The 25656-nt window shown below is 69.1% G+C and carries 27 protein-coding genes; 10 read left to right on the top strand and 17 right to left on the bottom strand.

Annotation, left to right across the window (positions count from 1 at the left end):
- Nucleotides 1-54 precede the first annotated feature (54 nt).
- The gene (locus ACTOWL_RS23880; protein WP_441323781.1) at nucleotides 55-246 is read left to right on the top strand and encodes a hypothetical protein; all 192 of its coding nucleotides are present in this window, start codon (nucleotides 55-57) and stop codon (nucleotides 244-246) included.
- A gap of 58 nt (nucleotides 247-304) precedes the next feature.
- Here ACTOWL_RS23880 and ACTOWL_RS23885 read toward each other — a convergent pair whose 3' ends face one another.
- From ACTOWL_RS23885 to ACTOWL_RS23895, 3 genes are read right to left on the bottom strand one after another with little or no spacing between them, the layout of a single operon-like run.
- Nucleotides 305-961 carry a DsbA family oxidoreductase gene (locus ACTOWL_RS23885; protein ID WP_441323782.1) on the bottom strand — a complete coding sequence of 219 codons (657 nt, stop codon included), beginning with the start codon at nucleotides 959-961 and terminating at the stop codon, nucleotides 305-307.
- Nucleotides 962-1204 carry a hypothetical protein gene (locus ACTOWL_RS23890; protein ID WP_441323783.1) on the bottom strand — a complete coding sequence of 81 codons (243 nt, stop codon included), beginning with the start codon at nucleotides 1202-1204 and terminating at the stop codon, nucleotides 962-964.
- A gap of 8 nt (nucleotides 1205-1212) precedes the next feature.
- Complete coding sequence (locus tag ACTOWL_RS23895) at nucleotides 1213-1704, bottom strand: hypothetical protein (protein WP_441323784.1); 492 nt, start codon at nucleotides 1702-1704, stop codon at nucleotides 1213-1215.
- 195 nt (nucleotides 1705-1899) lie between these two features.
- Here ACTOWL_RS23895 and ACTOWL_RS23900 point away from each other — a divergent pair, with 195 nt between their 5' ends.
- Both ACTOWL_RS23900 and ACTOWL_RS23905 read left to right on the top strand, forming a co-directional pair.
- A complete protein-coding gene (locus tag ACTOWL_RS23900; RefSeq protein WP_441323785.1) occupies nucleotides 1900-2604 on the top strand; it encodes a corrinoid protein in 705 nt (234 codons plus the stop codon).
- Complete coding sequence (locus ACTOWL_RS23905) at nucleotides 2520-3233, top strand: DUF1638 domain-containing protein (RefSeq protein WP_441323786.1); 714 nt, start codon at nucleotides 2520-2522, stop codon at nucleotides 3231-3233. Before ACTOWL_RS23900 ends, ACTOWL_RS23905 begins: the two co-directional genes overlap by 85 nt.
- A gap of 27 nt (nucleotides 3234-3260) precedes the next feature.
- Here the strand turns inward: ACTOWL_RS23905 and ACTOWL_RS23910 are convergent, their stop codons facing one another.
- Genes ACTOWL_RS23910 through ACTOWL_RS23920 form a run of 3 tightly spaced genes read right to left on the bottom strand, consistent with a single transcriptional unit; the run spans nucleotide 3261 to nucleotide 5215 of the window.
- Entirely contained in the window at nucleotides 3261-3794 is a 534-nt protein-coding gene (locus ACTOWL_RS23910; RefSeq protein WP_441323787.1) for a DUF2199 domain-containing protein, read from the bottom strand.
- A gap of 48 nt (nucleotides 3795-3842) precedes the next feature.
- The gene (locus tag ACTOWL_RS23915; protein ID WP_441323788.1) at nucleotides 3843-4049 is read right to left on the bottom strand and encodes a hypothetical protein; all 207 of its coding nucleotides are present in this window, start codon (nucleotides 4047-4049) and stop codon (nucleotides 3843-3845) included.
- Nucleotides 4046-5215, bottom strand: a complete 1170-nt coding sequence (locus ACTOWL_RS23920; protein WP_441323789.1) for an ISAs1 family transposase — start codon at nucleotides 5213-5215, stop codon at nucleotides 4046-4048. The genes ACTOWL_RS23915 and ACTOWL_RS23920 overlap by 4 nt, the downstream gene beginning before the upstream one ends.
- 271 nt (nucleotides 5216-5486) lie before the next feature.
- Between ACTOWL_RS23920 and ACTOWL_RS23925 the strand changes: the two genes are divergently transcribed.
- The 3 genes from ACTOWL_RS23925 to ACTOWL_RS23935 all read left to right on the top strand — a co-directional run bounded on the left by ACTOWL_RS23925 (nucleotide 5487) and on the right by ACTOWL_RS23935 (nucleotide 8917).
- Nucleotides 5487-5789 (top strand): virulence factor, encoded by a 303-nt coding sequence (locus ACTOWL_RS23925; RefSeq protein ID WP_441323790.1) that lies wholly within the window; start codon nucleotides 5487-5489, stop codon nucleotides 5787-5789.
- 106 nt (nucleotides 5790-5895) lie between these two features.
- The gene (locus tag ACTOWL_RS23930) at nucleotides 5896-6810 is read left to right on the top strand and encodes a methyltetrahydrofolate cobalamin methyltransferase (protein ID WP_441323791.1); all 915 of its coding nucleotides are present in this window, start codon (nucleotides 5896-5898) and stop codon (nucleotides 6808-6810) included.
- A gap of 58 nt (nucleotides 6811-6868) precedes the next feature.
- A complete protein-coding gene (locus tag ACTOWL_RS23935) occupies nucleotides 6869-8917 on the top strand; it encodes an ASKHA domain-containing protein (RefSeq protein WP_441323792.1) in 2049 nt (682 codons plus the stop codon).
- Between the two features lie 10 nt (nucleotides 8918-8927).
- On the opposite strand, the gene ACTOWL_RS23940 is transcribed toward ACTOWL_RS23935, so the two are convergent.
- The 3 genes from ACTOWL_RS23940 to ACTOWL_RS23950 form a co-directional block, all read right to left on the bottom strand.
- Entirely contained in the window at nucleotides 8928-10604 is a 1677-nt protein-coding gene (locus ACTOWL_RS23940) for an ABC transporter permease (protein ID WP_441323793.1), read from the bottom strand.
- Between the two features lie 46 nt (nucleotides 10605-10650).
- Nucleotides 10651-11679: an extracellular solute-binding protein gene (locus ACTOWL_RS23945; RefSeq protein WP_441323794.1), complete on the bottom strand. Its 1029-nt coding sequence runs from the start codon at nucleotides 11677-11679 to the stop codon at nucleotides 10651-10653.
- Nucleotides 11680-11828: 149 nt separating this feature from the next.
- Nucleotides 11829-12863, bottom strand: a complete 1035-nt coding sequence (locus ACTOWL_RS23950; RefSeq protein WP_441323795.1) for an ABC transporter ATP-binding protein — start codon at nucleotides 12861-12863, stop codon at nucleotides 11829-11831.
- 172 nt (nucleotides 12864-13035) lie between these two features.
- Between ACTOWL_RS23950 and ACTOWL_RS23955 the strand changes: the two genes are divergently transcribed.
- The gene (locus ACTOWL_RS23955) at nucleotides 13036-13707 is read left to right on the top strand and encodes a carbonic anhydrase (RefSeq protein WP_441323796.1); all 672 of its coding nucleotides are present in this window, start codon (nucleotides 13036-13038) and stop codon (nucleotides 13705-13707) included.
- Nucleotides 13708-13736: 29 nt separating this feature from the next.
- On the opposite strand, the gene ACTOWL_RS23960 is transcribed toward ACTOWL_RS23955, so the two are convergent.
- Nucleotides 13737-14321, bottom strand: a complete 585-nt coding sequence (locus ACTOWL_RS23960) for a hypothetical protein (RefSeq protein WP_441323797.1) — start codon at nucleotides 14319-14321, stop codon at nucleotides 13737-13739.
- 75 nt (nucleotides 14322-14396) lie between these two features.
- The gene (locus ACTOWL_RS23965; protein ID WP_441323798.1) at nucleotides 14397-15701 is read right to left on the bottom strand and encodes an aminotransferase class I/II-fold pyridoxal phosphate-dependent enzyme; all 1305 of its coding nucleotides are present in this window, start codon (nucleotides 15699-15701) and stop codon (nucleotides 14397-14399) included.
- A gap of 318 nt (nucleotides 15702-16019) precedes the next feature.
- Between ACTOWL_RS23965 and ACTOWL_RS23970 the strand changes: the two genes are divergently transcribed.
- Entirely contained in the window at nucleotides 16020-17999 is a 1980-nt protein-coding gene (locus tag ACTOWL_RS23970; protein WP_441323799.1) for a beta strand repeat-containing protein, read from the top strand.
- Between the two features lie 34 nt (nucleotides 18000-18033).
- Here the strand turns inward: ACTOWL_RS23970 and ACTOWL_RS23975 are convergent, their stop codons facing one another.
- Together ACTOWL_RS23975 and ACTOWL_RS23980 are read right to left on the bottom strand one after the other, a co-directional pair.
- A complete protein-coding gene (locus ACTOWL_RS23975; RefSeq protein ID WP_441323800.1) occupies nucleotides 18034-19122 on the bottom strand; it encodes a helix-turn-helix transcriptional regulator in 1089 nt (362 codons plus the stop codon).
- A 126-nt stretch (nucleotides 19123-19248) separates the two neighbouring features.
- Nucleotides 19249-20373 (bottom strand): 2OG-Fe(II) oxygenase, encoded by a 1125-nt coding sequence (locus ACTOWL_RS23980; protein ID WP_441323801.1) that lies wholly within the window; start codon nucleotides 20371-20373, stop codon nucleotides 19249-19251.
- Nucleotides 20374-20583: 210 nt separating this feature from the next.
- On the opposite strand from ACTOWL_RS23980, the gene ACTOWL_RS23985 reads away from it, so the two are divergent.
- Entirely contained in the window at nucleotides 20584-22110 is a 1527-nt protein-coding gene (locus ACTOWL_RS23985) for a trimethylamine methyltransferase family protein (protein WP_441323802.1), read from the top strand.
- Nucleotides 22111-22113: 3 nt separating this feature from the next.
- Here the strand turns inward: ACTOWL_RS23985 and ACTOWL_RS23990 are convergent, their stop codons facing one another.
- The 3 genes from ACTOWL_RS23990 to mbfA form a co-directional block, all read right to left on the bottom strand.
- Nucleotides 22114-22407 carry a type II toxin-antitoxin system RelE/ParE family toxin gene (locus ACTOWL_RS23990; RefSeq protein WP_441323803.1) on the bottom strand — a complete coding sequence of 98 codons (294 nt, stop codon included), beginning with the start codon at nucleotides 22405-22407 and terminating at the stop codon, nucleotides 22114-22116.
- A complete protein-coding gene (locus ACTOWL_RS23995; protein ID WP_441323804.1) occupies nucleotides 22395-22679 on the bottom strand; it encodes a CopG family ribbon-helix-helix protein in 285 nt (94 codons plus the stop codon). Before ACTOWL_RS23995 ends, ACTOWL_RS23990 begins: the two co-directional genes overlap by 13 nt.
- Before the next feature lie 93 nt (nucleotides 22680-22772).
- On the bottom strand, nucleotides 22773-23729 hold the full coding sequence (mbfA, locus tag ACTOWL_RS24000) for an iron exporter MbfA (RefSeq protein WP_441323805.1): 957 nt from the start codon (nucleotides 23727-23729) through the stop codon (nucleotides 22773-22775).
- A gap of 208 nt (nucleotides 23730-23937) precedes the next feature.
- Here mbfA and bmt point away from each other — a divergent pair, with 208 nt between their 5' ends.
- Nucleotides 23938-24954, top strand: a complete 1017-nt coding sequence (gene bmt / locus ACTOWL_RS24005; RefSeq protein WP_441323806.1) for a betaine--homocysteine S-methyltransferase — start codon at nucleotides 23938-23940, stop codon at nucleotides 24952-24954.
- Between the two features lie 3 nt (nucleotides 24955-24957).
- Here bmt and ACTOWL_RS24010 read toward each other — a convergent pair whose 3' ends face one another.
- Nucleotides 24958-25614 carry a GntR family transcriptional regulator gene (locus tag ACTOWL_RS24010; protein WP_441323807.1) on the bottom strand — a complete coding sequence of 219 codons (657 nt, stop codon included), beginning with the start codon at nucleotides 25612-25614 and terminating at the stop codon, nucleotides 24958-24960.
- Between the last annotated feature and the right edge of the window lie 42 nt (nucleotides 25615-25656).

Genomic DNA, 25656 nt, shown 5'->3' on the forward strand with positions numbered 1-25656 from the left:
ATCGCGAACCCAACACTCTCGCCGACATGCTACCTCGGAGACAGGAGAGTTGGCATGCCGACACGCGACATCGGCCGGATGGATAATCTCGACGAAACCGTGCTCCAGCGACTGCGGGAGGCCGCCCGGATCGGCTTCGCTGATATCGAGGAAGGTCGGTATCGCGATATCGCGCTGGATGATCTGGAGGATTTCGTCGCCGAGATTGGGCGCCGCGCCAGCGCCTTGCTGCGAAGCATCGAATAGCTGTCAGTGAAAGCACGTGTTGGGTTCGCTGTCGCGAACCCAACCTACAAGCGTGCCTTCACGCCCGCTCCGACAGCGGGGCGGAGACGGCGTGCTCGCGGGCGAGGTCGAGCAGCGGCAGGAAGGCGCTCGGCTCCTGCGCGCCGGAGACGGCATAGCGGCCGTCGAAGACGAAGCAGGGCACCGCCTGGATGCCGAGCTGCCGCGCCCGCAGGTCGGCCGCCTGGATCTCGGCGATGCCGATCTCGCTGGCCAGGACCCCGGCCACGCGGCGGCGGTCGAAGCCGAGCTCCTCGGCAACGTCGATCAGGACCTCGCGGTTGCCGACGTCCAGGCCATGGACGAAATAGGCGGCGAACAGCGCATCGACCATGCGGTCGGCCTCGCCCAGCTCGCCGGCATGGCGGATCAGCCGGTGCGCCTCGACCGTGTTCGGGGTGCGGCGGATCACGCTCTGGTTCAGGGGCAGGCCTTCCTTGCCGGCGGCCTCGGCGACCACGGCGTTGATCTGCCGCATGCGCTCGCGCCCGCCGAATTTGGCGATCATGTAGCTCTGCCGGTCGACGCCTTGCTTCGGCATCTCCGGGTTCAGCTGAAAGGGCTGCCAGCGGAGCTCCAGCCCCGGCAGTGGGCGCATCGCCAGGGCGCGCTGCAGCCGGTGCTTGCCGATGTAGCACCAGGGGCAGACCACGTCGAAGAAGATGTCGATCCGCATTCACCCAGTATCCCGCGGGGGGCGGCGTTTGGGAATGGGATCAGCTTCCTGTTCGGTCGCGGCGGCATCGCCATCGGCGATCTCCCCGGCCAGGAGGCCGACCGCCAGCGTGTTGCGCTCGGCCTCCTGCACCTCGAGCGCGGCCTTGGCCCGGCGGTCCTGCCGCAGCCGGTCCGCCTTCACGGCCCGCTCGACCCGCTCCGGGTCGCGCCGCCCGCCGCCGCGATTGCGCCAGTTCGGCATGGCCGGCCTCAGGACCGCTTCGGCTTCACCTTGCCGACACCGACCCTGGTCTTCAGGATCTGGCGCGCGGCGCGGTACTCGGTGCGGAAGCGCAGCAGCTGGCCGCAGAGGAAAGCGATGCGCCGCTTCAACTGCTGCTCCGGCGCGGTCTCGCCGCCCAGGATCCGGCCGTCGGCGGCGGTGACGAAATCGCGGATCGCCGCCTCGACCCCGGATGGTTCCAGGTTGTGTGCCAGCCGGTTGCGCAGGCGGTTCAGCTTCTCCGCCGCATCCAGTATGTCGTCCAGCGCCTCGTTCTTGATCAGGGCGCGGGCGAACTGGGTCTTGGTGAAGAAGTTGATCTGCAGCCCGTCCAGCGCCTGCGGGTTTGGCAGCATCTCCTGCAGCAGGTTGTTGATTTCCTCCTCAAGCAGCAGATGGCCCTTGAGGATGATCAGGGTGGCGTCGTCCGTCCGCGGAAAGTGGCGGAGGAAGGTGACGAGGGAGTCCTGGAGGTCCATGGCAACCGTGCGGCCGGAGGAGGGGCATCATCCGGGGGCGGGGGGCGGCTGGCAAGGGCGGTGATGCCGCGCCCGGCCGATCGCATGACGTGTCGCCGCCTTCGCAGTCCGGGTCGGTTCCAGGCTAGCGGCAAGGTCCGGCATCCCGGTTAATGCGAGCCGTGGCTAGTCAGCAGCCGGCGATCGAGGGCCCCCATGGCGGATGACGATATCGACCTGAACGCGCTGAACGACGAGGAACTCGTCGAGCAGATGTGGGACGACCTCTATGACGGCCTCGCCGACGAGGTGGTTGAGGGCGTGAACATCCTGCTCGCGCGCAAATGGACGCCCTACGACGTGCTGACCAAGGCGCTGGTCGAGGGCATGCGCATCGTCGGCATCGACTTCCGCGACGGCATCCTGTTCGTGCCCGAGGTGCTGCTGGCGGCCAATTCGATGAAGCGCGGCACGTTCGTGCTGCGGCCGCTGCTGGCCGAGACCGGCGCGCCCAAGGTCGGCAAGATGGTGATCGGCACGGTCAAGGGGGACATCCACGACATCGGCAAGAACCTGGTGTCGATGATGATGGAGGGCGCCGGCTTCGAGGTGATCGACCTCGGCATCAACAACCCGGTCGAGAACTACCTGAAGGCGATCGAGGAGCATCAGCCCGACATCGTCGGCATGTCCGCCCTGTTGACGACCACCATGCCCTATATGAAGGTCGTCATCGACACGTTGAAGGAGCAGGGGATCCGCGACGACTACGTCGTGCTCGTCGGCGGCGCTCCCCTGAACGAAGAATTCGCACGGGAAATCGGCGCCGACGCCTATTGCCGCGACGCGGCGGTGGCGGTGGAGACGGCCAAGGACTTCATGCGGCGCAAGCACAACCAGGCGAAGAGCGCAACGGCCTGAGGGCCGACCGGTTCGGCGTCGCCGGGGTCGCCCCCGGCCCGGATCGGACGCTGCTGATCGCCTGCGGTGCCCTGGCGCGCGAGACGCTGGCCGTGATCCGCGCCAACGGCATCGCGGACCGCGTCGCCGTCACCTGCCTGCCCGCCATCCTGCACAACCGGCCCGAGCGCATCGCCGACCGGCTGCGCCGGCGCATCCGCACCGCCCGCGCGATGGGCTGGAGCCGCATCCGCATCGCCTATGCCGATTGCGGCAGCGGCGGCGCCATCGACCGGGTGCTGGCGGAGGAGGGGGCCGAGCGCATCGGCGGCCCGCATTGCTACGCCTTCTTTGCCGGCGCGGCCGATTTCGACCGGCTGATGGAGGAGGAGCCGGGCAGCTTCTTCCTGACCGACTACCTGGTCCGCCACTTCCAGGCCCTGATCGTCGAGGGCATGGGGCTGGACCGCCACCCGGAGCTGCTGCCGATGATCTTCGGCAACTATCGGCGTGTGGTCTATCTGGCCCAGACCGAGGATCCCGCCCTGCAGGCCCAGGCGAAGGCCGCGGCGGAGCGGCTGGGCTTGGCCTATGAGTTCCGTTTCACGGGCTATGGCGAGTTCGCGCAGTTCGTGGCGGCATCGGGGTGAGTCTTCGGCAGAACCGCCACGCCGCCATCAATCCGTGTTACGGCGCGCCGCCTTTTCCGCTTCGTAGATCTCCAGGATCTCGTGATGGCGGGCCGCGTCGATGCCTTGCCGCTGCTCGATCGCCAGCTTGGAGTTCGCCATTGCGAGGCATCGGATGGTCGGTCGCTGGCGGCTGGTGCCGAACTGGATCTCAATCGGTGTTCCAATCACTCGGCCGTATGAAGGAAGCTGGTTGGCCAACACGCCGGCATGGGCAGGTTCGTCCGCCGCATCCTTGTCATAGACCTCCAGGTAGCGTTGGAAGACCAATCGCTCCACCTCGACCCAGGCGCCCCAGCCGAAATAGTCCGGCTCATGCCGGAAGGGAATCTGCAGGAGACCGCGGATGAAGTAGCGGCCTTCGCAACGGCAAAGATCGGAATCGAATTTTGCTCTCTCTTCGCGTTCCGCGGTCGGCATGGCCCAGATCTCGTCTGGAAGCTGATAGCCGATATCCCGTGGGAGCCCCGCGTGACTTTCACCGCAATGCGGGCAGGTGAAGGAGTCAGGCGAGGTTGTCATTCCTCGCCCTCCTTGCTTCGGCATCGCAATCCGCCTGTTCTGCAGCCATCATTGCTCATCCCGGCCCTCGCGCAGCAGATCTTCCGCGGGGGTGTGCCGACAGCCTGCCGTCTGGGCACGGAGCCGGGCGGCCAGATCATCGAAGGCCTGTCCCTGGTCCAGACGATCGAAAAGGGCCGCCAACTCTTCATCAGTCTCGATGACGACGACTCGCCCGGCGGCGAGATCCTGCCAGGGCTCCGAATCCAATTTCATGTGAGTTGTAGGGAGAGGAGGGAGGCGAGGTATTCGGTGGACCACCCGGCGATTTTGCGCCGGAGTTTGAGGGATTTTTTGTCGGAGGCGGAGCGGAGGAGGTTGAGGGCGAAGTGCCGGACGACAGCCATATTCTGAGCACCGTGACCTTTTCGCAGCCTGGACTGGTCGTCGTGGAAGATGACGTCGAGGACCCAGTGCAGGCGGTTTTCGATGGCCCAGTGTTGGCGCACGGCCTCGGCAGCCTGGGCGGCGGAGAGGGCGGCGGAGGAGATGAAGTATCGAGTGTCCTGGCGGCATCGGTCGGCCAGTTCGGTCTTGGCGTGGACGCGGAGAATGCAAGCGACGCCGGGCAGGCGGAGTTCGCCGGGGAAGCGGCGCTCGCCGGAGAGCCAGTCGACCTGGCGCAGGACATCGACACGACGGTGTTCGATCCGGCCATGGGCCTTGTCGAGATCGATGTCGGTGTCGAGGGTGTGCGGCTCGGCGGCGGCGAAGCCGGCCTCGATCTCGGCCCGCAGGGTCGGCTGGTTGGCCTTGACCGCCAGCAGGTAGTCGGCGCCGGTCCGGCGGATGGCGGTGGCGATGTCGGCATTGGTGGCGATGGCGTCGATCGAGACCAGGGCGCCTTTCAGCCCGTCTTCGGCGCCGAGCCGGTCGAGCAGCACGGGGATCGCCGCCAGTTCGCTCGCCTTGTCGGGCACGGCCTCCTGGCCGAGCACCAGCCGGCGGGTGGTGGCGAAGGCCGAGACCAGATGCAGCGGCCCGGCGCCCGCAGCCCGGTCGTGGCTGCGGCGCGAAGTCTTGCCGTCGATGGCGATCAGCTCCGGCCGCGCCGGCCAGGTCTCGCGCACCCAGTCGCTGAAGGCGGCCGAGAACAGGGCCGGATTGATCCGGTTCATCAGGATCGTCAGCCAGCGCTCGCCCGGAACCCCATGTTCATACGGCAGGTAGCGCCGCAGAAACGGCAGATGGGCCTCGCCCCACGACGCGATCCCCTCATAGTCGTCGCAATCCGCCAGGGTCCCGCACACCACCAGCAGCAGGATCTCCGGCAGCGGATGCAGGATCCGCCGCACGTCCCGCGGATCCTCGATCGTCGAAAAATGCTCCAACAGCGCCCGCAGCCGCGACCTCGGCCACTCACTTCCCTGCTCTTCGCTCATCTCGGCGGCTCCGAATCAATCCGCCCTCAGCGATTCATCCTTTCTCCACCCTGTCACCTGTAACTTGAGTTCGGAACCCTGGAGATCCTGCTCCCCGATTGACAGCGCCGCTCTCAACCGTTCCAGTTTCCGCTGGGCCTCAAGATCGCCACCGCACATCGCTTCCCGCTCCCTGGCTGTCGGAATCAGGACGATCGTTTTCGGAGACTCCGGTCAAATTGATCGCCCGTACCGGTCTCCTACTCTACCAGATTACTCCGCAGGTTCTTCCATGCCGCAGCTCATCATCGTCTCCTGGCGCGACATCCCGAGCCAGGTCACCGCCAAGGCCGGCCGGCGCGACCAGGCCAAGGTGCTGCTGTCGCAGCGCTTCCAGGACGCCATCGACCGCGCCGCCATGCGCGGCAAGGCGCGCGACGCCGACAGCTATCTCGAGGAATGGAAGAAGTCGGAGCCGGTCGAATGCGGCGACGACCTGCAGGCCGAGGCCGATGCGGCCGCGGCGCGGATCGAGGCGGAGTACGACGATGCCCGGCTGCGGGCCCTGGTCGAATCCGGCGGGATCGCCGGCTGAGATCCTCTGACGCGCCTGCGGCAGGCGATGCCGCTGCAAGACGATCCCGGCAAGGGCGATCCTCCTAGCCTCGATCCCACAGAACTCCAGCATCCGAAGGCAGGGCATGACGGACACAGTGGTGAGCTCGGCGACCAGGGAGATCGCCATCGGTTTCGAGCGGCCCTTCGTCATCATCGGCGAGCGGATCAACCCGACCGGCCGCAAGATCCTGGCCGAGGAGATGAAGAACGGCGACTACAGCCGGGTCCAGTCCGATGCGCTGGCCCAGGTCGCGGCCGGAGCCCAGATGCTGGACGTCAATGCCGGCATCCCGCTGGCGGACGAGCCGCGGATCCTGGCCGAATGCATCCAGCTGGTGCAGTCGATCACCAACGTGCCGCTGTCGATCGACAGCTCCATCGTCGCGGCGCTGGAGGCCGGGCTGGCCGTCTACAAGGGCAAGGCCCTGGTCAACTCCGTGACCGGCGAGGATGAGCGGCTGGAGACGGTGCTGCCGCTGGTGAAGAAGTACGGCGCCGCGGTCGTCGCCATCTCCAACGACGAGACCGGCATCTCCGAGGACCCCGACGTCCGCTTCGCCGTCGCCAAGAAGATTGTCGAGCGGGCGCGCGACCACGGCATCTCCTACGCCGACATCGTGGTCGACCCGCTGGTGATGCCGATCGGCGCCATCAACACCGCCGGCCGGCAGGTGTTCGCGCTGGTCCGCCGGCTGCGCGAGGAGCTGAAGGTCAACACCACCTGCGGCGCCTCCAATGTCAGCTTCGGCATGCCGAACCGGCACGGGCTGAACGCCGCCTTCCTGACCATGGCGATCGGCGCCGGCATGACCTCGGCGATCACCAATCCGCTGCACGCGGAGAGCCTGCAGGCGGTGCTGGGTGCGGACACGATGATGGGGCACGATCCGCATTGTGCCCGCTGGATCCGCCAGTACCGCGAGCCGGCCGCCGAAGGCGCCGAGGCCGCAGGCGCGCGCGGCGGCCGCGAAGGGCGTCGGCGCCGGGCGGCGCAGTGAATATGAAGATGCGGCGCCTCGGCCGGGGCGCCGCGAGGGTGACGGTTTGGCGATGAACATGATCGATCCCGGGCAGCCGCCTGGTCAGGGTGCGACCCAAACGGCGCTGGTCGTCTTCACCCCATCCGGCCGGCGTGGCCGCTTCGCGCTGGGCACGCCGTTGCTGCAGGCCGCCCGCAGCCTGGGCGTCGACGTCGACAGCGTCTGCGGCGGGCGGTCGATCTGCGGCCGATGCCAGGTCGAGATCGGCAGCGGCCAGTTCGCCAAGCACGGCATCGAATCCCGGGCCGGCCATGCCTCCGAGACCGGAGCGGCCGAACTGCGCTATGCCGAAAAGCGCGGGCTGAAGCCGGGCCGCCGCCTGTCCTGCCAGACGCTGATCCAGGGCGATCTGGTGGTCGACGTGCCGCCCGAGAGCCAGGTGCACAAGCAGGTCGTCCGCAAGGATGCCGAGCACCGGGTCATCGAGGTCGATCCGCCGGTCAAGCTCTACTATGTCGAAGTGCGCGAGCCCGACATGCACGACCCCTCCGGCGACCTGCGCCGGCTGGAGGAGGCGCTGGCCGAGCAATGGGGCATCACCGGCCTGGACTGCGACCTGCGGGTGGTGCAGCGGCTGCAGAAGGCGCTCAGGGACGGCGGCTGGACCTGCACCGTGGCGGTGCGCGAGCAGCGGGTGAAGCGCCTGCTGGCGGTGTGGCCGGGCTTCCGCGACAAGATCTACGGCCTGGCCTACGACGTCGGCTCCACCACCATCGCCTGCCATCTCTGCGACATCGAGACCGGCGAGGTCGTCGCCTCCGGCGGCGCCATGAACCCGCAGATCCGCTTCGGCGAGGATCTGATGAGCCGGGTCAGCTACATCATGATGAACCCCGGCGGCGACAAGGCGCTGACCGAGACGGTGCGGCAGGCGCTGAACGATCTCGCCCGGCACGTCACCGCCCAGGCCGGGCTGGAGGTCGAGGATGTGCTGGAGGTGACGCTGGTCGGCAACCCGATCATGCATCACCTTGTGCTGGGCATCGACCCGATCGAGCTGGGCGGCGCGCCCTTCGCCCTGGCCACCGACCAGGCGATCAACATCTGGGCCACCGAGATCGATCTGAGGATCCACCCCAACGCCCGGGTCTATGTCCTGCCCTGCATCGCCGGCCATGTCGGCGCCGACACCGCGGCGGTGATCCTGTCGGAGGAGCCGCACAAATCGGACGACCTGCGGCTGATCGTCGATGTCGGCACCAATGCCGAGATCGTGCTGGGCAACAAGGACCGGCTGCTGGCCTGCTCCAGCCCGACCGGCCCGGCCTTCGAAGGGGCGCAGATCTCCTCCGGCCAGCGCGCCGCGCCGGGCGCGATCGAGCGGGTGCGGATCGACCGCGACACGCTGGAGCCGCGCTTCCGCATCATCGGCAGCGAGCTGTGGTCGGACGAGGAGGGCTTCGCCCAGAAGGTCCGGCGCACCGGCGTCACCGGCATCTGCGGCTCCGGCATCATCGAGGTGCTGGCCGAGATGTTCCTGGCCGGCATCATCACCCAGGACGGGGTGATCGATGGCGGCATGGCGGCACGCAGCGACCGTATCGTCGCCGAGGGCCGCACCTTCAGCTACCTCCTGCACCGCGACGGCGAGCGCGAGCTGCGGGTCACCCAGAACGACGTCCGCGCCATCCAGCTGGCCAAGGCCGCGCTCTATGCCGGGGTGCGCCTGCTGATGGACAAGCTCGGCGTCGACCAGGTCGACCGCATCACCCTGGCCGGCGCCTTCGGCAGCCATATCGACGTCAAATACGCCATGGTGCTGGGGCTGATCCCGGATTGCGACCTGACCAAGGTGGTGGCCGGCGGCAACGCCGCGGGCACCGGCGCCCGCATCGCCCTGGTCAGCCGCGCGGCCCGGGCCGAGATCGAGCAGGTGGTGCGCCGGGTCGAGAAGATCGAGACCGCGGTCGAGCCGATGTTCCAGCAGCACTTCGTCGAGGCGATGGCGCTGCCGCACAAGACCGCGGCCTTCCCGAACCTCGCCGCCGTGGTCGCCCTGCCGGCGCCGAAGACGGCCGAGGGCGGCGACGGCGAGGGGGGACGGCGCCGGCGTCGTCGCGGCTGAGGCCGGGGGCCTACGCGCTCCGCCGGCCGATCCGGGCCAGCAGCACCACCGGCAGGATCCCGACCAGGACGATGGCCAGGGCGGCGATCGCCGCCTCCTCATAGGTTCCCCGCGCCGCCTCGCCGTAGAGATGCGTCGCCAGCGTCTCGACATTGAGCGGGCGCAGCAGAAGGGTCGCCGGCAGCTCCTTCATGCAGTCGACGAACACCAGGAGGCCGGCGGCGGCGAGCGCGGCCTTCGACAGCGGCAGATGCACGTGCCGGAACGTGCCGGTCACGGTCTGCCCCAAGCTGCGCGCCGCCTGGTCGAAAGACTGCGGGATCCGGCTGAAGCCGGCCTCGACCGCGCCGGTGGAGATCGCCAGGAACCGGGCGACATAGGCGTAGACCAGGGCCGCGCCGGACCCGATCAGCAGCAGCCCGGTGGACACGCCGAGCCAGGCGCTCGCCGCCCGGTCGATCACCTGGTCGAGCGCGGCGACCGGGACCAGGATGCCGATCGCGATCACCGTGCCCGGCATGGCGTAGCCGAGAGTGGACAGGCGCTGCAGCGCCGCCGCGACCCGGCCGGGACGCGACCGCGCCGTATAGGCGACGATCACGCCGAACAGCAGCACGGCGATGGTCGCGATCGCCGACAGGGCCACGGTGTTGAGCGCCTCGGACAGCAGCCGGTCGGAAATCCCGTTGAAGCGGAACCGCTGCCACGCCTCGACCGTGAGATACAGCGCCGGGGCGGCGAAGCCGACCAGGACCGGAACCAGGCCGAGCGCCAGCGCCGCGAGGCCGGGCAGGGGGGCGAGCCGGTGCGGCGTGAAGCTGCGCGTGCGCTGCGCCGCGGTCCAGTAGCGCTGCCGGCGGCGCGCCCAGCGCTCGATCGCCACCAGGGCGACCACCAGGACCAGCATGGCCAGCGCGATCTGCGCCGCGCCGGGCAGGTCCGACCGCGTCACCCAGGTGGTGTAGACCGAGATGGTCAGCGACCGGACCCCGAGGAACTCCGACGCGCCGATGTCGTTCAGCGTTTCCATCAGGGCCAGGCTCACCCCGACCGCGATGGCGGGCCGCGCCAGCGGCAGGGCCACTCGCAGGAACACCTGGCCGCGCCGGGTACCGAGCGTGCGCGAGACCTCGACCAGACTGGCCGCCTGGGTCAGGAACATCGCCCGGGTGGTGATGTAGACATAGGGGTACAGCACGAAGCCCAGCAGCACGATGCAGCCGGCCATCGACCGGATGTCGGGCAGCCGGAATTCGCGCGGGCCGGAATAGCCCAGCATCGCCCGGATCGCGCCCTGGACCACGCCGAGCGGGTGCAGGATGTCGAGATAGGCGTAGGCGATGATGTAGGTCGGCACCGCCAGCGGCAGCAGCAGTGCCCATTCCAGCTGGCGGCGGCCCGGGAAGTCGTAGGCCGTCACCAGCCAGGCGGTCGAGGTGCCGATCACGGTGACGATCGCGCCGACGCCGAGCAGCAGCATGGCCGTCTGGCCCAGGGCCGGCGGCAGCACATAGGCGAGCAGGTGCGGCCACAGCCCGGTCGACCCCTGCAGCGCCTCCCACGCCAGGGCGAGCACCGGCAGGGCCACCAATCCGCCGATGAGGGCGGCGGCGGACAGCCAGCGCCGCCCGGGCTGGCGCCGGGCCACGGTCAGGGCCGGGGGCGGATGCAGAACGATTTGTGCCATCGTCGGGAGAGGCCGGGCGCGGGTCGGCCCGCGCCCGGATCCTCCATCAGCCGTCGAAACCGACCTTCTCGGCCAGCTCGCTCGCCTGCTTGCGGTGCTTGACGATCTCCGTCAGCGGCACGGAATCGACCTTCAGCTCGCCGAAGGAGGCGATGATCGGGTCGGCCTGGGCGCCGGCCTTCACCGGATACTCGTAATTGGCCTCGGCATAGATCTTCTGGGCGTCGTCGGACACCAGGTACTCCAGCAGCTTCACCGCCTCGGCCTTGTTCGGCGAATGCTTGGCCAGGGCCGCGCCGCTGACATTCACCTGGGTGCCGCCATCCTTGAAGGTCGGCAGGATCACCTTGATCGCATTGCCCCAGGCGACCTGCTCCTCGCCGCCCTTGCCGGAGCGCATCAGCCCGACATAGTAGGAGTTGGCGATGCCGATGTCGCAGATGCCGCCGAGGATGTCCTTGGCCACGTCGCGGTCGCCGCCGCCGGCCTTGCGCGCCAGGTTCGCCTTGACCCCGGTCAGCCAGGCCTCGGTCTTCTCCACGCCGTAATGCGCGATGTAGTCGGCGAACAGCGCCGTGTTGTAGGGGTGCTGGCCGGACCGGATGCAGACCTTGCCCTTCCACTTCGGATCGGCCAGGTCCTCGTAGTTGAAGACGGCCAGGTCGAGATCCTTGTCGGCGTAGAGCAGGCGGGCGCGGACCGACAGCGCGACCCAGTGGTTGCCGGGATCACGCAGCGGCGTGGGAACCGCGGCGGTCAGGACGCTGGATTCGATCGGCTGGGTGACGCCCTTGTCCACCAGGTCGGCCAGGTTGCCGGCGTCGACCGCCATCAGCAGGTCGGCGGGCGAGCTCTGGCCCTCGGCCGCGACCCGCTCGGCCAGCCCGTCCTTCAGGAACACGGTGTTCACCTTGACGCCGCTCTTGGCGGTGTAGGCGTCAAGCAGCGGCTGGATCAGCCCGGGTTCGCGCGTCGTGTAGATGTTGATGTCGGCCGCGGCGGTGCCGGCAGTGCCGACAACGACGGCGATGACGCTCGTCACGAGCGCGAGCTGGAATACGGAAACGTCCCTCATCGTGCGACTCCCCCTGTGATCGTCTGGCCGGACTGACAAGGATGCGACCAAGACGCATTTGCTCCATCATACTGCGACCAAGACGCATTTGCTCCAACACAGATGGATTCGCGCCGTCAAGCCGCTTGGTTACCTCGTGGCATTCGGTCTCACTCGGCGGCGAACACCAGAACGCTGCCCGGATCAACGGCCACTGCGATCGGCTCGCCCGGCCTGACATCGATCCGGCCGATGGTGCGCAGGCGCAGAAGGTCAGGAACGCCCTCCACGCGGATCGACAGCTGCTCGATCTCGCCCAGGAAGGAAATGCTCACGATGCGCCCCGGCAGGCCCTCGCCCGGCTTCGCCAGGGACAGGGCCTGTGGGCGGACACAGGCCACGGCCGCACTGCCCTCCGGCAGGCCGGACGGGGCCGGGAAGGCGCCCAGCGGCGTCTCCACCCGGCCGTCGCGGACAATTCCGGCGATCCGGTTGAGGGAGCACAGGAACTCGGCGGCGTAGAGCGAATTGGGATGGTCGTAGATCTCGTAGCCGGTGCCGACCTGGACGACCCGGCCCTGCTGCATCAGCACCACCCGGTCGCCGGCCGACAGCGCCTCCTCGGGGTCATGGGTCACCATGATCGCCGTCGTGCCGAGGGCCCGCAGCGTCGCGATGGTCTCCTCCCGCACCTGCTCCCGCAGGCCGCGGTCGAGGTTGGAGAAGGGCTCGTCCATCAGCAGGATGACCGGCTTCGGCGCCAGTGCCCGCGCCAGCGCCACGCGCTGTTGCTCGCCGCCCGACAGGGTGTGCGGATAGCGCCCCGCCAGCGCCGCGATGCCGATGCGGCCGATCACCTCCGCCGCCCGGGCGCGCGCCGCCTCGCGCGGCACCCGCTTCAGGCCGAAGGCCACGTTCTCCTCGACCGACAGATGCGGGAACAGCGCGTAGTCCTGGAACATGAAGCCGATGTTGCGGTCCTCCGGCTCGACGAAGCCGCCCGGCCCCGCGATCTCCGCGCCGTCCAGCAGGATCCGGCCGCCGTCGGGGGCGTCGACCCCGGCGACGATGCGCAGCAGCGAGGATTTGCCGCAGCCGGACCGGCCGACCAGGCAGACGATCTCGCCAGGCGCGATCGACAGCGACACCTCGTCCAGCGCCCGGACGGTCCCGAAGCTCCGGCAGATCCGCTCCAGCGTCAGCATTCGCTCCGTACTCTCGATCCTGCCCCATGGTCTACGCCCTGCTTAGAGCAGAGCCGGCGCCGATCCAACCGCGATCCCACCGCTACGGCCGTATTGGCGCGGACGGCGCCGTTTGCTATTGCCACGCTTCTGCCGCATTCCTTGTCGCGGCGAGGTGGATGTGAGAGCGGCCATGTTTCCCGAACGGCTTACCGAGGGCTATCGCGCCTTTCTCAGCGGCCGCTTTGCCGCCGAGCGCAGCCGCTACGAGATGCTGGCGGAGGCAGGGCAGCGCCCGGAGATCATGATCGTCGGCTGCGTCGATTCGCGGGTGTCGCCGGAGGTCATCTTCGACGCCGCGCCGGGCGAGCTGCTGGTGGTGCGCAACGTCGCCAACCTGGTGCCGCCCTACGAGCCGGACCGGGCCTTCCAGCACGGCACCAGCGCGGCGCTGGAATTCGGGGTGCAGGCGCTGCGGGTCAAGCACATCGTGGTGCTGGGCCATGCCCATTGCGGCGGCATCCGCGCCTATGCCGACGAGCAGGAGCCGCTGTCGCCGGGCGATTTCATCGGCCGCTGGATGTCGCAGATCGCCCCGGCGGCGGACAGCCTCGGGCCGCGCAAGCCGGGCGATGGCGACGACTATCTGCGCCGGCTCGAATTCGCCTCGGTCGAGCTGAGCCTGAAGAATCTGATGACCTTCCCCTGCATCTCGATCCTGGTCGAGCGCGGCAAGCTCAAGCTGCACGGCGCCTATTTCGGCGTCGCCTCGGGCCGGCTGCTGGTGCGCGACCCGGACACCGGCGAATTCGAACCGGTGGCAGAGGAGGGGCGCGGCGGGCTCGCGGCTATCCGCTGCCCCTGATCCCTGGTGGGCCAGCCTGATCCCGGCCGTCAGCCGTGCTTGATCTCGAGTGGCAGGTCGAAGGACCCATCCTTGCCGGTGGCGTGGTCGTGGACAGTGAAGGTGGCGATGTAGTGGCCGTCCGGCGCGCCGTTCAGGGTCAGGGTCAGGTTGAAGTACACCTCCCGCACCCGCTCGCGGCTCTCGATCTTGAAATTCTGGAAGTCCTTCTGCTCGCCCAGCGGCTTGCCGTCGGTCGACCGCAGCGAGAAGTCGATCGACAGGTCGATGCGGTACAGCTCGCCATCGGCGACCCAGCCGAAGCCGGTCGGCTCGGCATAGAAGCGCAGCGGCGTAGCGCCGTCGAACACGGCGCTCTCGCGCGGGCTGACGGCGCCGTAGCTCTGCGCCGCCGCGGCCACCAGCAGGGTGCGGCGGAAGCCGAGCGGCGCCTGCAGCCAGGCCTCGGTCGCGGCATCGTTCAGGGCCTTGAAGGCCTCCTCCGGCTGGCCGGCCTTCAGCAGCTCGATGCCCTTGGTGGCGAGCTGCTGGGCGTCGTCGGTCTGCGCCGAAGCCGCCCCCGCCGCCAGGGTCAGGGCGATGGCGGCGGCGTGGAACAGGATCGGATGAAGCATGCTGTCGTCCTTCGGTATGGCTAGGAGCCTGAACCCACGGACGACAGGCCGCGTTCCGTCGGCGGCCGTCCTCGGTCAGTGGCCGCCGCCGGCCTCGCGCTCGGCCAGGATGGCCTCGCTGGTCGCCACCAGCACCGACAGCGCCACCCCCTCGGCCATCAGGCCGACATTGTCGATCGACGGGAAGGTCGGGGCGATGCGGATGTTGCGGTCGTCCGGATCGCGGCCATAGGGGAAGGTGGCGCCGGCCGGCACCATCGCCACCCCGGCCTCCTGCGCCAGGGCCACGGTCCGGCGGGCGGAGCCGCGCCGCACGTCCAGGCTGATGAAATAGCCGCCCTCCGGCTCGGTCCAGCGGGCGACGCCGGAATCGCCGAGATGCTCGGCGAACACCGCCTGCACGCGCTGGAACTTCGGTGCGATGATCTGCCGGTGCCGCTCCATCAGCGCGGTGATGCCGGCATCGTCCCGCAGCAGCCGGACATGGCGCAGCTGGTTCAGCTTGTCGGGCCCGATCGCTTGCCGCGACAGGTGCTTGCGGGCCCACTCCAGGTTGGCGGCCGACGCGGCGAACAGCGCCAGGCCGCTGCCGGCGAAGGTGATCTTCGAGGTCGAGCCGAAGACGAAGGGCCGGTTGGCATGGCCGTGCCGGGCGCAGGCCTCCAGGATGTTCGCCAAGGCGTGCGGCCGCTCGGTCAGGTGATGCACCGCATAGGCGTTGTCCCAGAACAGCCTGAAGTCCGGGGCCGCGGTGCGCATCGCCGACAGTCGCTCCACCGTCTCGGGCGAATAGGTCTCGGCCGTCGGGTTGCTGTATTTCGGCACGCACCAGATGCCCTTGACCGACGGGTCCTCGGCCACCAGCCGCTCGACCGCATCCATGTCCGGCCCGTGCCCGGTCAGCGGCACCGGGATCATGCGGATGCCGAAGCTCTCGCAGATGGCGAAGTGCCGGTCATAGCCGGGCGCCGGGCACAGGAAGGTGACCGGGGCCTGGGCGGTCCAGGAGCTCGCGCCGTCCGGCACGCCGTGCAGCAGGGCGAAGACGATCAGGTCATGCATCAGCCGCAAGCTGGAGTTGCCGCCGATCAGCACCTGCTCCGCCGGTGCGCCCAGCAGCGGCGCGAACAGCGCCCGCGCCTCCGGCAGGCCGCGCAGGTCGCCGGGGTAGTTGCGGCCGTCGACGCCCTCGGCCGAGCGGAAGCCGTCCGGCCCGGGCAGGGTGAGCAGGGCGCTGGAGAGGTCGAGCTGCTCCGGCGACGGATTGCCCCGGCTGCTGTCCAGCTTCAGCCCGCGGGCGCGGAAGGCGGCGTGCCGGTCCCCCGCCTGCCGCCGGAAGGCGCGGAGGTCGTCTGTCATCATGGTCTCGAGGCGCTGCATGGCCGTCTCCGAGGCGCGGTCGTGGCGGAACGATGCGAAGGCTAGCGGGGCCGGGGGCCGCGGGGCCAGAGCGGAGCCATGCGGCAGCGGCGGCTCTGGATTGCCGGCGGCACCCATCCCGTTTGGGACGGGACGCTCGCCGGAAACGACCCCTAGAATCAACGGATATTGCGAGGGCTGCCTCCCAAGCGGGTGAAGGCGATGCGATGGCCCGGCGCAATCATAGTCGAAGGAGGAATTATGGCGAACGTGACGGGAACATCCGCGGGCGATTTCATCCACCGGGCCGGCGATGGCCGGACGGGCAGCGGGAATGAGGTGACCGGTGTGACCACCGGCGCCGACACCATCTCCGGCGCCGAAGGCAACGACCTGATCTACGGCGACGACGGCAACGATTCGATCTCGGGCGGCAGCGGCGACGACATCCTCTATGGCGGCCAGGGCGCCGACGTCCTGACCGGCGGCGTCGGCTACGACATCTTCCGGTTCGAAGCGGCGTCCGAGGTCACCGGCCTGGCCGAGTCCTTCGATGGCGGAGCCGACCACGACCGCCTGGATTTCGGCAGCGCCTTCGGCGTCATCAATCTCAGCCTCGCGACCATCGTCAATATCGAGGAGCTGAACGTCTCCGGCGCCGGCAACAACACCGTCACCCTGACCGCGACCCAGCTCGGCGGCTTCTCGACGATCACCGCCGGGTTCGGCCAGGACGTCCTGGTGCTGTCGGCGGCGGGCACGGCCGACCTGACCGGCGCCTTGATCGTCAACATCGACGAGATCCGCGGCTCGGCCGGCAACGACGTGATCACCCTGACCAGCGTCGTCAACGGCCAGACCGTGAACGGCGCCGCCGGCAACGATGTGATCTCTGGCGGCAACGGCGCCGACGTGGTCAACGGCGGCGACGGCACCGACACGATCTGGGGCAGCATAGGCAACGACGTGATCTATGGCGGCCAGGGTGCCGATATCGTGAATGGCGGTGTCGGCTACGACATCTTCCGCTTCGGGTCCTTGACCGAGATCAGCGGCCTGGCCGAGAGCCTCGACGGCGGCGTCGATGACGATCGGCTGGATTTCGCCACCGGCAACCTCTCCGGGGCCGTGAACCTCAGCCTCGCGACCCTCACCAGCATCGAGGAGCTGAATCTCGCCGGCAGCGGCAACACCGTCACCCTGACTGCGGCCCAGCTCGGTGCCTTCTCCACCATCGCCTCGGGCTTCGGGCCGGATATCCTGATCCTGTCGGCGTCGGGCACGGCGGACCTGACCGGCGCCTCGATCGTCAACATCGATGAGATCCGCGGCTCTGCCGGCAACGACGTGATCACCCTGACCACCGTCGCCGCCGGCCAGACCGTGAACGGCATCGCCGGCAACGATGTGATCGCCGGCAGCAGCGGCGCCGATGTGATCAATGGCGGCGACGGCACCGACACGATCTGGGGCAGCATTGGCAACGACATCGTCTATGGCGGCCAGGGCGCCGATACCCTGAATGGCGGTGTCGGCTACGACATCTTCCGCTTCGGGTCCTTGTCCGAGATCAGCGGCCTGGCCGAGAAGCTCGACGGCGGCGTCGATGACGACCGCCTGGATTTCGCCGCCGGCAACCTGTCCGGCAGCGTGAATCTCAGCCTCGCGACCCTCACCAGCATCGATGCGCTGGACTTCGCCGGCAGCGGCAACACCGTCACCCTGACCGCGGCCCAGCTCGGCGCCTTCTCCAGCTTCGTCGCCGGATTCGCGTCGGATATCCTGGTCCTGTCGGCGGCGGGCACGGCCGACCTGACCGGCGCCTCGATCGTCAACATCGACGAGATCCGCGGCTCGGCCGGCAACGACGTCATCACCCTGGCCGGCGTCGCCACCGGCCAGACTGTGAACGGCTCTGGCGGCAACGACACGATCATCGGCGGCGCGGGCGCCGACGTGCTCGACGGCGGCGCGGGCAAGGACCTGCTGACGGGTGGCGGCGGCGCGGATCGGTTCGTGGTGTCCGTCATCGGCGACAGCCCGGCCACCGCCAACCGCGACGTGATCACGGGCATCTCGCACGTGGAGGGGGACCGGATCGATCTGTCGCGGATCGATGCCAGCACGGCCGTTGTCGGCGATCAGGCCTTCACCTTCATCGGCGCCGGCCTCTACACGGGCGTCGCCGGACAGCTGCGCTACAGCCAGACCGGCAGCATCACGGTGGTCGCCGGCGATGTGAACGGCGACATGGTCTCGGACTTCCATGTCGAGATCAGCGCTGCCCTCGCCCTCGGCGCGATCGACTTCGTGCTCTGACGGGAGCCGCCCGGCAGGCCCTCACTGCAGGCCCTCACTGCAGCCGGGACAGGAGCGCCACCAGCTCGGCCTGCCGGGTCGTCTCGGTCTTGTGCAGCACCGACTTCAGATGGTTGCGGACGGTGCCGCGGCCGATGCCGAGATGGTCGGCGATGGCGCCGGGCGACAGGCCCACGGCCAGCAGGGCGGCGACGCTGCTCTCGGTCGGGGTCAGCCCGAAGGCGTCGCGGACCGGCCGGGGCAGCGGCGGCGCCATCACCGGATGCCGCCGCGCATCGACCAGGACGGCGAGGGCGGCGGTCGTGGCGAAGACGTCGCGGCCGGCGCCGATGTTCGGCGTCGCCAGCAGCAGCGGGCGCGATGCGGAGTCCGGGCTGGTCAGGCGGACGAGGCCGGGCTGGCCCACCGTCGTCGCCGCGCTGACGATCCGGTTCACACCCGGTTGCTCGTCGGCGAAACAGGCGGTCAGGCGCCCGCCGGCCAGCCGGATGGCGCGGCCCAGCATGCCCTCGGCGACCGCGTTCATGCGCAGGACCCGGCCCTGCCGGTCGAGATGGAAGACGCCCTCGCCGCGGCGCTGGAAGATCTGCGCCTGGTCCTCGGCCCGGGTCTCGACCATCGCCGGCGCGATCAGCGCGGCGGCGCGCAGCCGCGGCAGCGCATGGTCCAGCGCCGCGATCTCCTCCACCTGGTACGGGTCCCGCATCGGCGACCGCTTCAGGCTCAGGAACACGCCGTCGCCCGGGGTGCCGGCGATCAGGGCGCAGGCGTGCCAGCGCAGGCCGCGCGGGCGCAGGAACTCCGCATAGAACGGGTCCCGCTCGATCTCCTCCGTCGCGAAATGGTCGAAATCGGTCTTGAAGCCCTCATCCAGCGTCATGACCACGCGCCGGCTGCGGGGATCCGGCGGATGCAGGCCGGCAATGTATTCGGCGACCGGGGCCGCGATCGACCGGGTCGGAAGCACGATGTCCTTGGCCCCCGGCTGAGTCCGCACCAGGGTCGCGCCGGCCGCCTCGGCGGCCAGGGCCAGATCGAGCAACAGCTCGTCCCAGGGGGCGCCGATCAGCGCCCCCTCCATCAGCCCTTCGACCGCACGATGCACCGCGTCGAACCGCAGCATCCCAGGCCTCAGCCGTGCCCGACCATTCAGGGAGAATTTACACCAAACCGGACCGATCGTGGCCCGCGCCGATCGTCGATGAAGGGCGGGCCGCGAACGGCTGCTGCCGCGTGCGCGCCCCCTCGGTCAGCCGGCCGCCTTCGCCTCCTTGCCCAGCAGGTTGCGCTCGAGCTGGCTGCGCAGATCGTCGTCGGCGAAATAGGACAGGTTCTGCTCGCGGATCTTGGCGCCCTCCTCGTCATACAGGAAGGGCAGGGTGCAGTAGCGCGTGCCCTTGGTCACCGGCAGCGCCTCGTGCAGCAGCGAGCAGGAGAACACCACCGCACCGCCGGTCGGCGCCTTGTAGCTGTGGCGGTCGTATTCCGGGAAGCGCAGCTCGCCGCCCTCGAACTCGTCGGCGTTCAGGTTGATGGTGACGGCGAAACGGCGATGCGCCGTGCCCTTGGTGGTGTTGTCGCGATGGGCGCGGAAATAGCCGCCCTCGCCGGAATCATAGCAGGCGACGATGTAGCGCTCGATCCGGGTGGCGTTGAACTGGAACGCCTTCTTGATCTCCGGCACCAGGCGCCGCTCGATCCGGGCCTTCATGGCCAGGCGCAGCGTATCGTCCTCGATCGTCGCGTCCTTGCGCTTCTTGTGCGAATGGTCGACCGCGGCGGCGGTGCGGCCGTCCGGCAGCGACTGCATGAAGCCGCTCTCCTCGCCGCCGACCTTGTTGTAGTAGTCGATCAGGGCGCGGCAGAACTCCGGCTCGAACAGATACGGCACCACCAGCACCGGCGCGCCCGGTGTCGCCGTGCCCAGCCGGCCCAGCGGCGGCAGCCGGCTGACGAACTCGGCCAGCATCTTCGCATGCTCCGCCCCGTCCTCGATCGGGAAGCGGGCGAGGATGCGCAGATTGGGCGACAGCACGTAGCTGACCTTGCGCTGGTCGGTGCCGTAGGAAGTGCTGATCTTGCTGTCGAAATCGTAGAAGTGCCGCAGCCCGGGGACGCGGGTCGGCAGCCGTCCCGGCTGGGCATCGTCCTTGTCCTGGCTGACGCCGAAGAAGGCGGCGTGGCCGTCGTTGAACGGCCCGACCTCGGCCGCGATCGCCGACAACAGCCGCGCCGATTGCGCATCTCCGGCCGAGCCGAAGAAGCTGAGGACGACGTAGCGCCCGGCCACCGTATCGAAGCGGAAGTCCGGCCGCTGCGGCGTCGGGACCACGAAGAGCGGAGCGGGATCGCCGGGCTCCAGCAGACGGGGCATTCAATCCTCCACGAAAATACAGTCCAGTTGAGAGCTGCTCGCATATTACAGCAGGATTATGGCCGCCGTCGTGCCCGATGTCACATGTCGCGAGAAGCGCGGCACGTGTCGCGACGAGGCTGCTGCATGGCGAATCCGTGCGGCGTGCCGCCACGCCGGCCGTGCCAGGGTTGAACGCCGGGATTCGCCCGAGGTCGAGACGAGGTCAGGATGAGCCGCACCCGCACCACGCCCCGTCGCCGCGACCGTGCGGGCGGCCTTGCCCAGCTGCCCTGGCAATTGGTCGAGAACCCGATGCCGCCGGTCGAGGTGCTGCGCGCCGACCAGATCGAGCGAATCCACGACACCTCGCTGACCATCCTGGAAGAGATCGGGATGGATTTCCTGCACGACGAGGCGATCGAGATCCTGCGCCTCGCCGGGGCCGAGACCACGCCGGGCAGCCGCCGCGTCCGATTCGACCGCGGCCTGGTGCTGGACGCGGTGGCGAAGGCGCCGTCCGCCTACACCTTCCACGCCCGCAACCCGGAGCGGGACGTCCGGATCGGCGGCCGCTCGATCGTCTTCGCCTCGGTCGGCTCGGCCCCGAACGTCTCGGACATCGAGGGCGGGCGCCGGGTCGGCAACTACCGCGACTACTGCAACCTGCTGCGCCTCGGCCAGACGCTGAACGCGATGCACATCTTCGGCGGCTATCCGGTCGAGCCGGTGGACCTGCACCCCTCGACCCGCCATCTCGACGCCCTGCGCGCCTTCGTCACCCTGTCCGACAAGCCGTTCCACGCCTATGCGCTGGGCCGGGTGCGGATGCGCGACGGCATCGAGATCGCCCGCATCGCCCGCGGCGTCAGCCGCGAGCAGCTGCAGCGCGAACCCAGCCTGTTCACCGTGGTCAACACCTCCTCGCCGCTGCGCCTGGACGGGCCGATGATCGAGGGCCTGGTCGAGATGGCGAGGGCCGGGCAGATCGTCACGGTCACGCCGTTCACGCTGGCGGGCGCCATGGCCCCGGCGACACTGGCCGGCGCCTTGGCGCAGCAGAATGCCGAGGCGCTGGCGACCATCGCCCTGATCCAGATCATCAAGCCCGGCGCGCCGGTGATGTATGGCGGCTTCACCTCCAATGTCGACATGAAGTCCGGGGCGCCGGCCTTCGGCACGCCGGAATACGCCAAGGCGGCGCTGGCCGGCGGCCAGCTGGCGCGGCGCTACGGCCTGCCCTATCGCTCCTCCAACACCAACGCCTCGAACGCGGTCGACGTGCAGGCGACCTATGAGAGCATGGTGTCGCTGTGGGCGGCGGTGCAGGGCCACGCCAACATGGTGATGCACAGCCTCGGCTGGCTCGAAGGCGGGCTGCGCGCCAGCTTCGAGAAGATGATCATCGATGCCGAGCTGGTGCAGACGATGACCGAGTTCCTGAAGCCGATCGTGGTCGACGACGACACGCTCGGCCTCGACGCCATCCGCGAGGTCGGGCCGGGCGGCCATTTCTTCGGCTGCCAGCACACCCTGGCGCGCTACGAGACCGCCTTCTACGCGCCGCTGCTGTCCGACTGGCGCAACTTCGAGAGCTGGCAGGAGGCCGGGGCGCCGGACGCCACCCAGCGGGCGCATCAGCTGTACAAGCGCATCCTCGCCGAATTCGAGCCGCCGCCGCTCGACCCCGCCATCGCCGAAGAGCTCGACGCCTTCGTCGCGAAGCGGAAGGAAGAGGGCGGGGTGCCGAGCGACTAGGCGCTAGTAGCCGGCTTCCTTCTGATGCCTGAAGGCAAGAATCAGGACGACGTCTTCGGATCGAAGATGGTGATAGCGAGCGACATACCCGGAGTCGCCAAAGGTGATCAGCAGCTCGCGGTGGTTCGCATCGTCGAGGGCCGGCCGTCCGATCTCAGGCTGCGTGGCAAGCAGCCGGAACTGTCGTCTGATTTCATCGGCTGCGCGGCGGGCAGCGATTGGATTCTTTCCGACGAGAAATCGACGGCATCTTTCCAACCCCTGCTGAGCGCCGGGCGTGACGACTATTCGTGGCAAGCGGGCGCCTCCGTTTCCTCATCGGTGCCCCAGGTCGCAAGCCAGCGATCGACCTCTTCGCCGGTGAGATGCAGGCCGGTCTCTTGATACTCCCGCCAGGATGCAAGGGCCTCTTGCTTGAACGATTCCCGGGCCTCCTCACGCTCGAGATACTGCTGGATAGCCTCCCGCATGAGGTAGTGCGGCTTGCGGTCTCGCGCTTCCGCCAGCTTCTTCAGTTTTTCCCGCTGCGCTGAGTCGAGCTTGATCGATACGGGGAGGAGATCCGACACGCCAGCCTCCTGGGTATTACTCACAACTACGAAGTATATGGGCGCTGGGCCGCGAGATGCAAATCGACGGACCTATGGCAGGCTGGACACGGACTAGGCGCTGCCGATCAATATCCCGGTCAGGAACACCAGCACGCCGCCGATCACGACCTGGAAGGCGGACGACAACAGCGGCGTGTCCATGAAGCGGTGGCGGATCCAGGAGATCACCGCCAGCTCGACCGCCACCACGGCGACGGCGATGCCGGTGGCGACGCGGAAATCCGGGATCAGATAGGGCAGGGTGTGGCCCAGACCGCCCAGCGCGGTCATGCCGCCGCAGACCAGGCCGCGCAGCCAGGGCCGGCCGCGGCCGGTCAGGCTGCCGTCATCCGACAGCGCCTCGGCGAAGCCCATGCTGATGCCGGCGCCGATCGAGGCGGCGAGGCCGACCAGGAAGGTGTCGAAGCTGTCATGGGTGGCGAAGGCCGCGGCGAACAGCGGGGCCAGGGTGGAGACCGACCCGTCCATCAGCCCGGCCAGTCCCGGCTGCACGATCTGCAGCATGAACAGCCGGCGCTCGTCCTCGCCCTCGCGCTTCTGCACCCTGGCCGGGACGTGCTTTTCCTCCAGCTGCTCGGCGACATGCTCATGCCGCCGCTCCTCCGCCGCCAGGTCGCCCAGCAACTGGCGGACCGAGGCGTCGGTGGCGCGGCCGGCGGCGCGCTCGTAGAAGCGCCGGGTCTCCACCTCCATCGCCTCGGCCTGCTTGCGCACGGTGTCCAGCGACAGCGGCCGCGTCAGCCAGACCGGCCGGCGGCGGATGAAGCCGCGGACCAAGTGCCGGTTGATCAGCGGGATGTGGTCGCCGAAGCGGCCTCTATAGAGCTCGAGCAGCCGGTGGCGGTGCCCGTCCTCCTCCCGCGACATGCCGCGGAACACGGCGGCCGAGGCGGGGAAGCCGGCGGCCAGGCCTTCGGCAAAATCGCCGTAGATCCGGGCGTCCTCCTCCTCCAGCGCGATCGCCAGGGCCAGCAGCTCACGCTCGGTCAGTTGGGAAAAGTCCTTCATCGCCGTCTCCGCTTCGCTCGCCTTCCGCTTCTCCGCCCGGCTCGAGGCGAAGGCAACGACGAACGACTCGCAGCGCGGCGAGGTCGGGCGACCCCGCGTCGCAGGCGGGATATAAATTCATAACGATGTCCTTATATTTAGATGGAGTTCGCATCGGCCCGGCGGTACCGTCGCCTTGCGCCCGCCGCGGTTTCAGGAAGGTCCGGCCATGTCCAGCACCCGTTTCCACGATCTGCTCGCCGCCAAGCCGATCCTGTTCGCCGATGGCGGCATGGGCACCGGCCTGTTCGCCCAGGGGCTGGAGACCGGGGACAGCCCGGAGCTGTGGAACCTCGAGCGGCCGGAGCGGGTGCAGGTGGTGCATCGCGGCTTCGCCGAGGCCGGGTCCGACATCATCCTGACCAACACCTTCGGCGGCAATGCGCGGCGGCTGGCGCTGCACAGCGCTCAGGGCCGGGTGCGCGAGCTGAACGTCGCCGGTGCCCGCATCGCCCGCGCCGTGGCGGAGGAATTCGACCGCCCGGTCATCGTCGCCGGCTCGATGGGCCCGACCGGCGACATCTTCCAGCCGGTCGGCGCGCTCAGCTACGAGGAGGGCGTAGCCGCCTTCGCCGAGCAGGCCGAGGCGCTGGCCGAGGGCGGCGTCGACGTGCTGTGGATCGAGACCATCTCGGCCGCCGAGGAGATCCAGGCGGCGATCGAGGGCGCATCGCGCACCGGCCTGCCGATCGTCTCGACCATGACCTTCGACACCAACGGCCGCACCATGATGGGGCTGACGCCGGAGGCGGCGATCACCCATGGCCGCAACTGCGCCTGCCGGCCCAGCGCCTTCGGCGCCAATTGCGGCATCGGCCCGGCCCAGTTGCTGGACAGCATCCTCGGCCTGGTGCGTGCGTCGGAGACCGGCGACATCATCGTCGCCAAGGGCAATTGCGGCATCCCGCAATACCGCGAAGGCGCCATCGTCTATGACGGCACGCCGGAGATCATGGCCGACTACGCCGTGCTGGCACGCGACGCCGGCGCCCGCATCATCGGCGGCTGCTGCGGCACGACGCCGGAGCATATCCGGGCCATGGTCGCGGCGGTGAACGGCAGCGCCCGCGGCCCGGTGCCGGATGTCGAGACGGTCGAGCGGCTGCTGGGCCCGATCAAGACCCAGTCCGGCCGTCCGATCGAAGGCGGCGGCGAGCGCGAAGGCCGCCGGCGCCGTCGGGCCTGATCCTCAGAGACTCGCGGGCTCGACAGGACCGCCGCCGACTCGCTCCAGCGTCTGGATGTGCCGGCCCAGCAGCGCGGCGGCCTGATCGACGGCGCCGCGCCGCAGCGCGTCCAGGATCTGCCGGTGGTCCTGGTTCGAGCGCGGCTGCCAGCCGGCCGAGCGGGTCGCGGCGAAGGTGAAGCGGGAATTGGCCAGCTGCAGCTCCGCCAGCATCGCCAGCAGGCGCGGCATGCGGCAGGCCGCCACCAGTTCGCGATGGAAGCTGCGGTTGGCCGCCTCCCACTCGGCGAAGGATTGCGCCCGGTCGCCGGCCGCGACGGCCTCGTCGATCCGCTCGATCTGCAGCGGCGTCAGCCGGCGGGCGGCATGGCGCAGCGCCAGCACCTCCAGTGCCGCCCGGATCTCCACCACCTCGCGCATCGACCGCTCGTCCAGCGGCGCCACGCGCATGCCGCGCCGTGGCTCGCTGACCGCCAGGCCCTGGGCCTGCAGGCGCTGGAACGCCTCGCGGACGGGCACATGGCTCGATCCGAACTCATGGGCGATGTGGTCCTGGCGCAGCGGCGCATCCGGCGCCAGCTCGCCGGTCACGATCCGCTCGGCCAGGATTTCGGCGATCCGGTCGGCGACGGTCTGTTGAGAAGGATCAATCTTCGGCATTCTGGATCATAGATTATCTACTGAGTAAACCGATGCACACGC

The organism is Inquilinus sp. CA228 (assembly GCF_052078665.1).
Classification (GTDB): domain Bacteria; phylum Pseudomonadota; class Alphaproteobacteria; order DSM-16000; family Inquilinaceae; genus Inquilinus.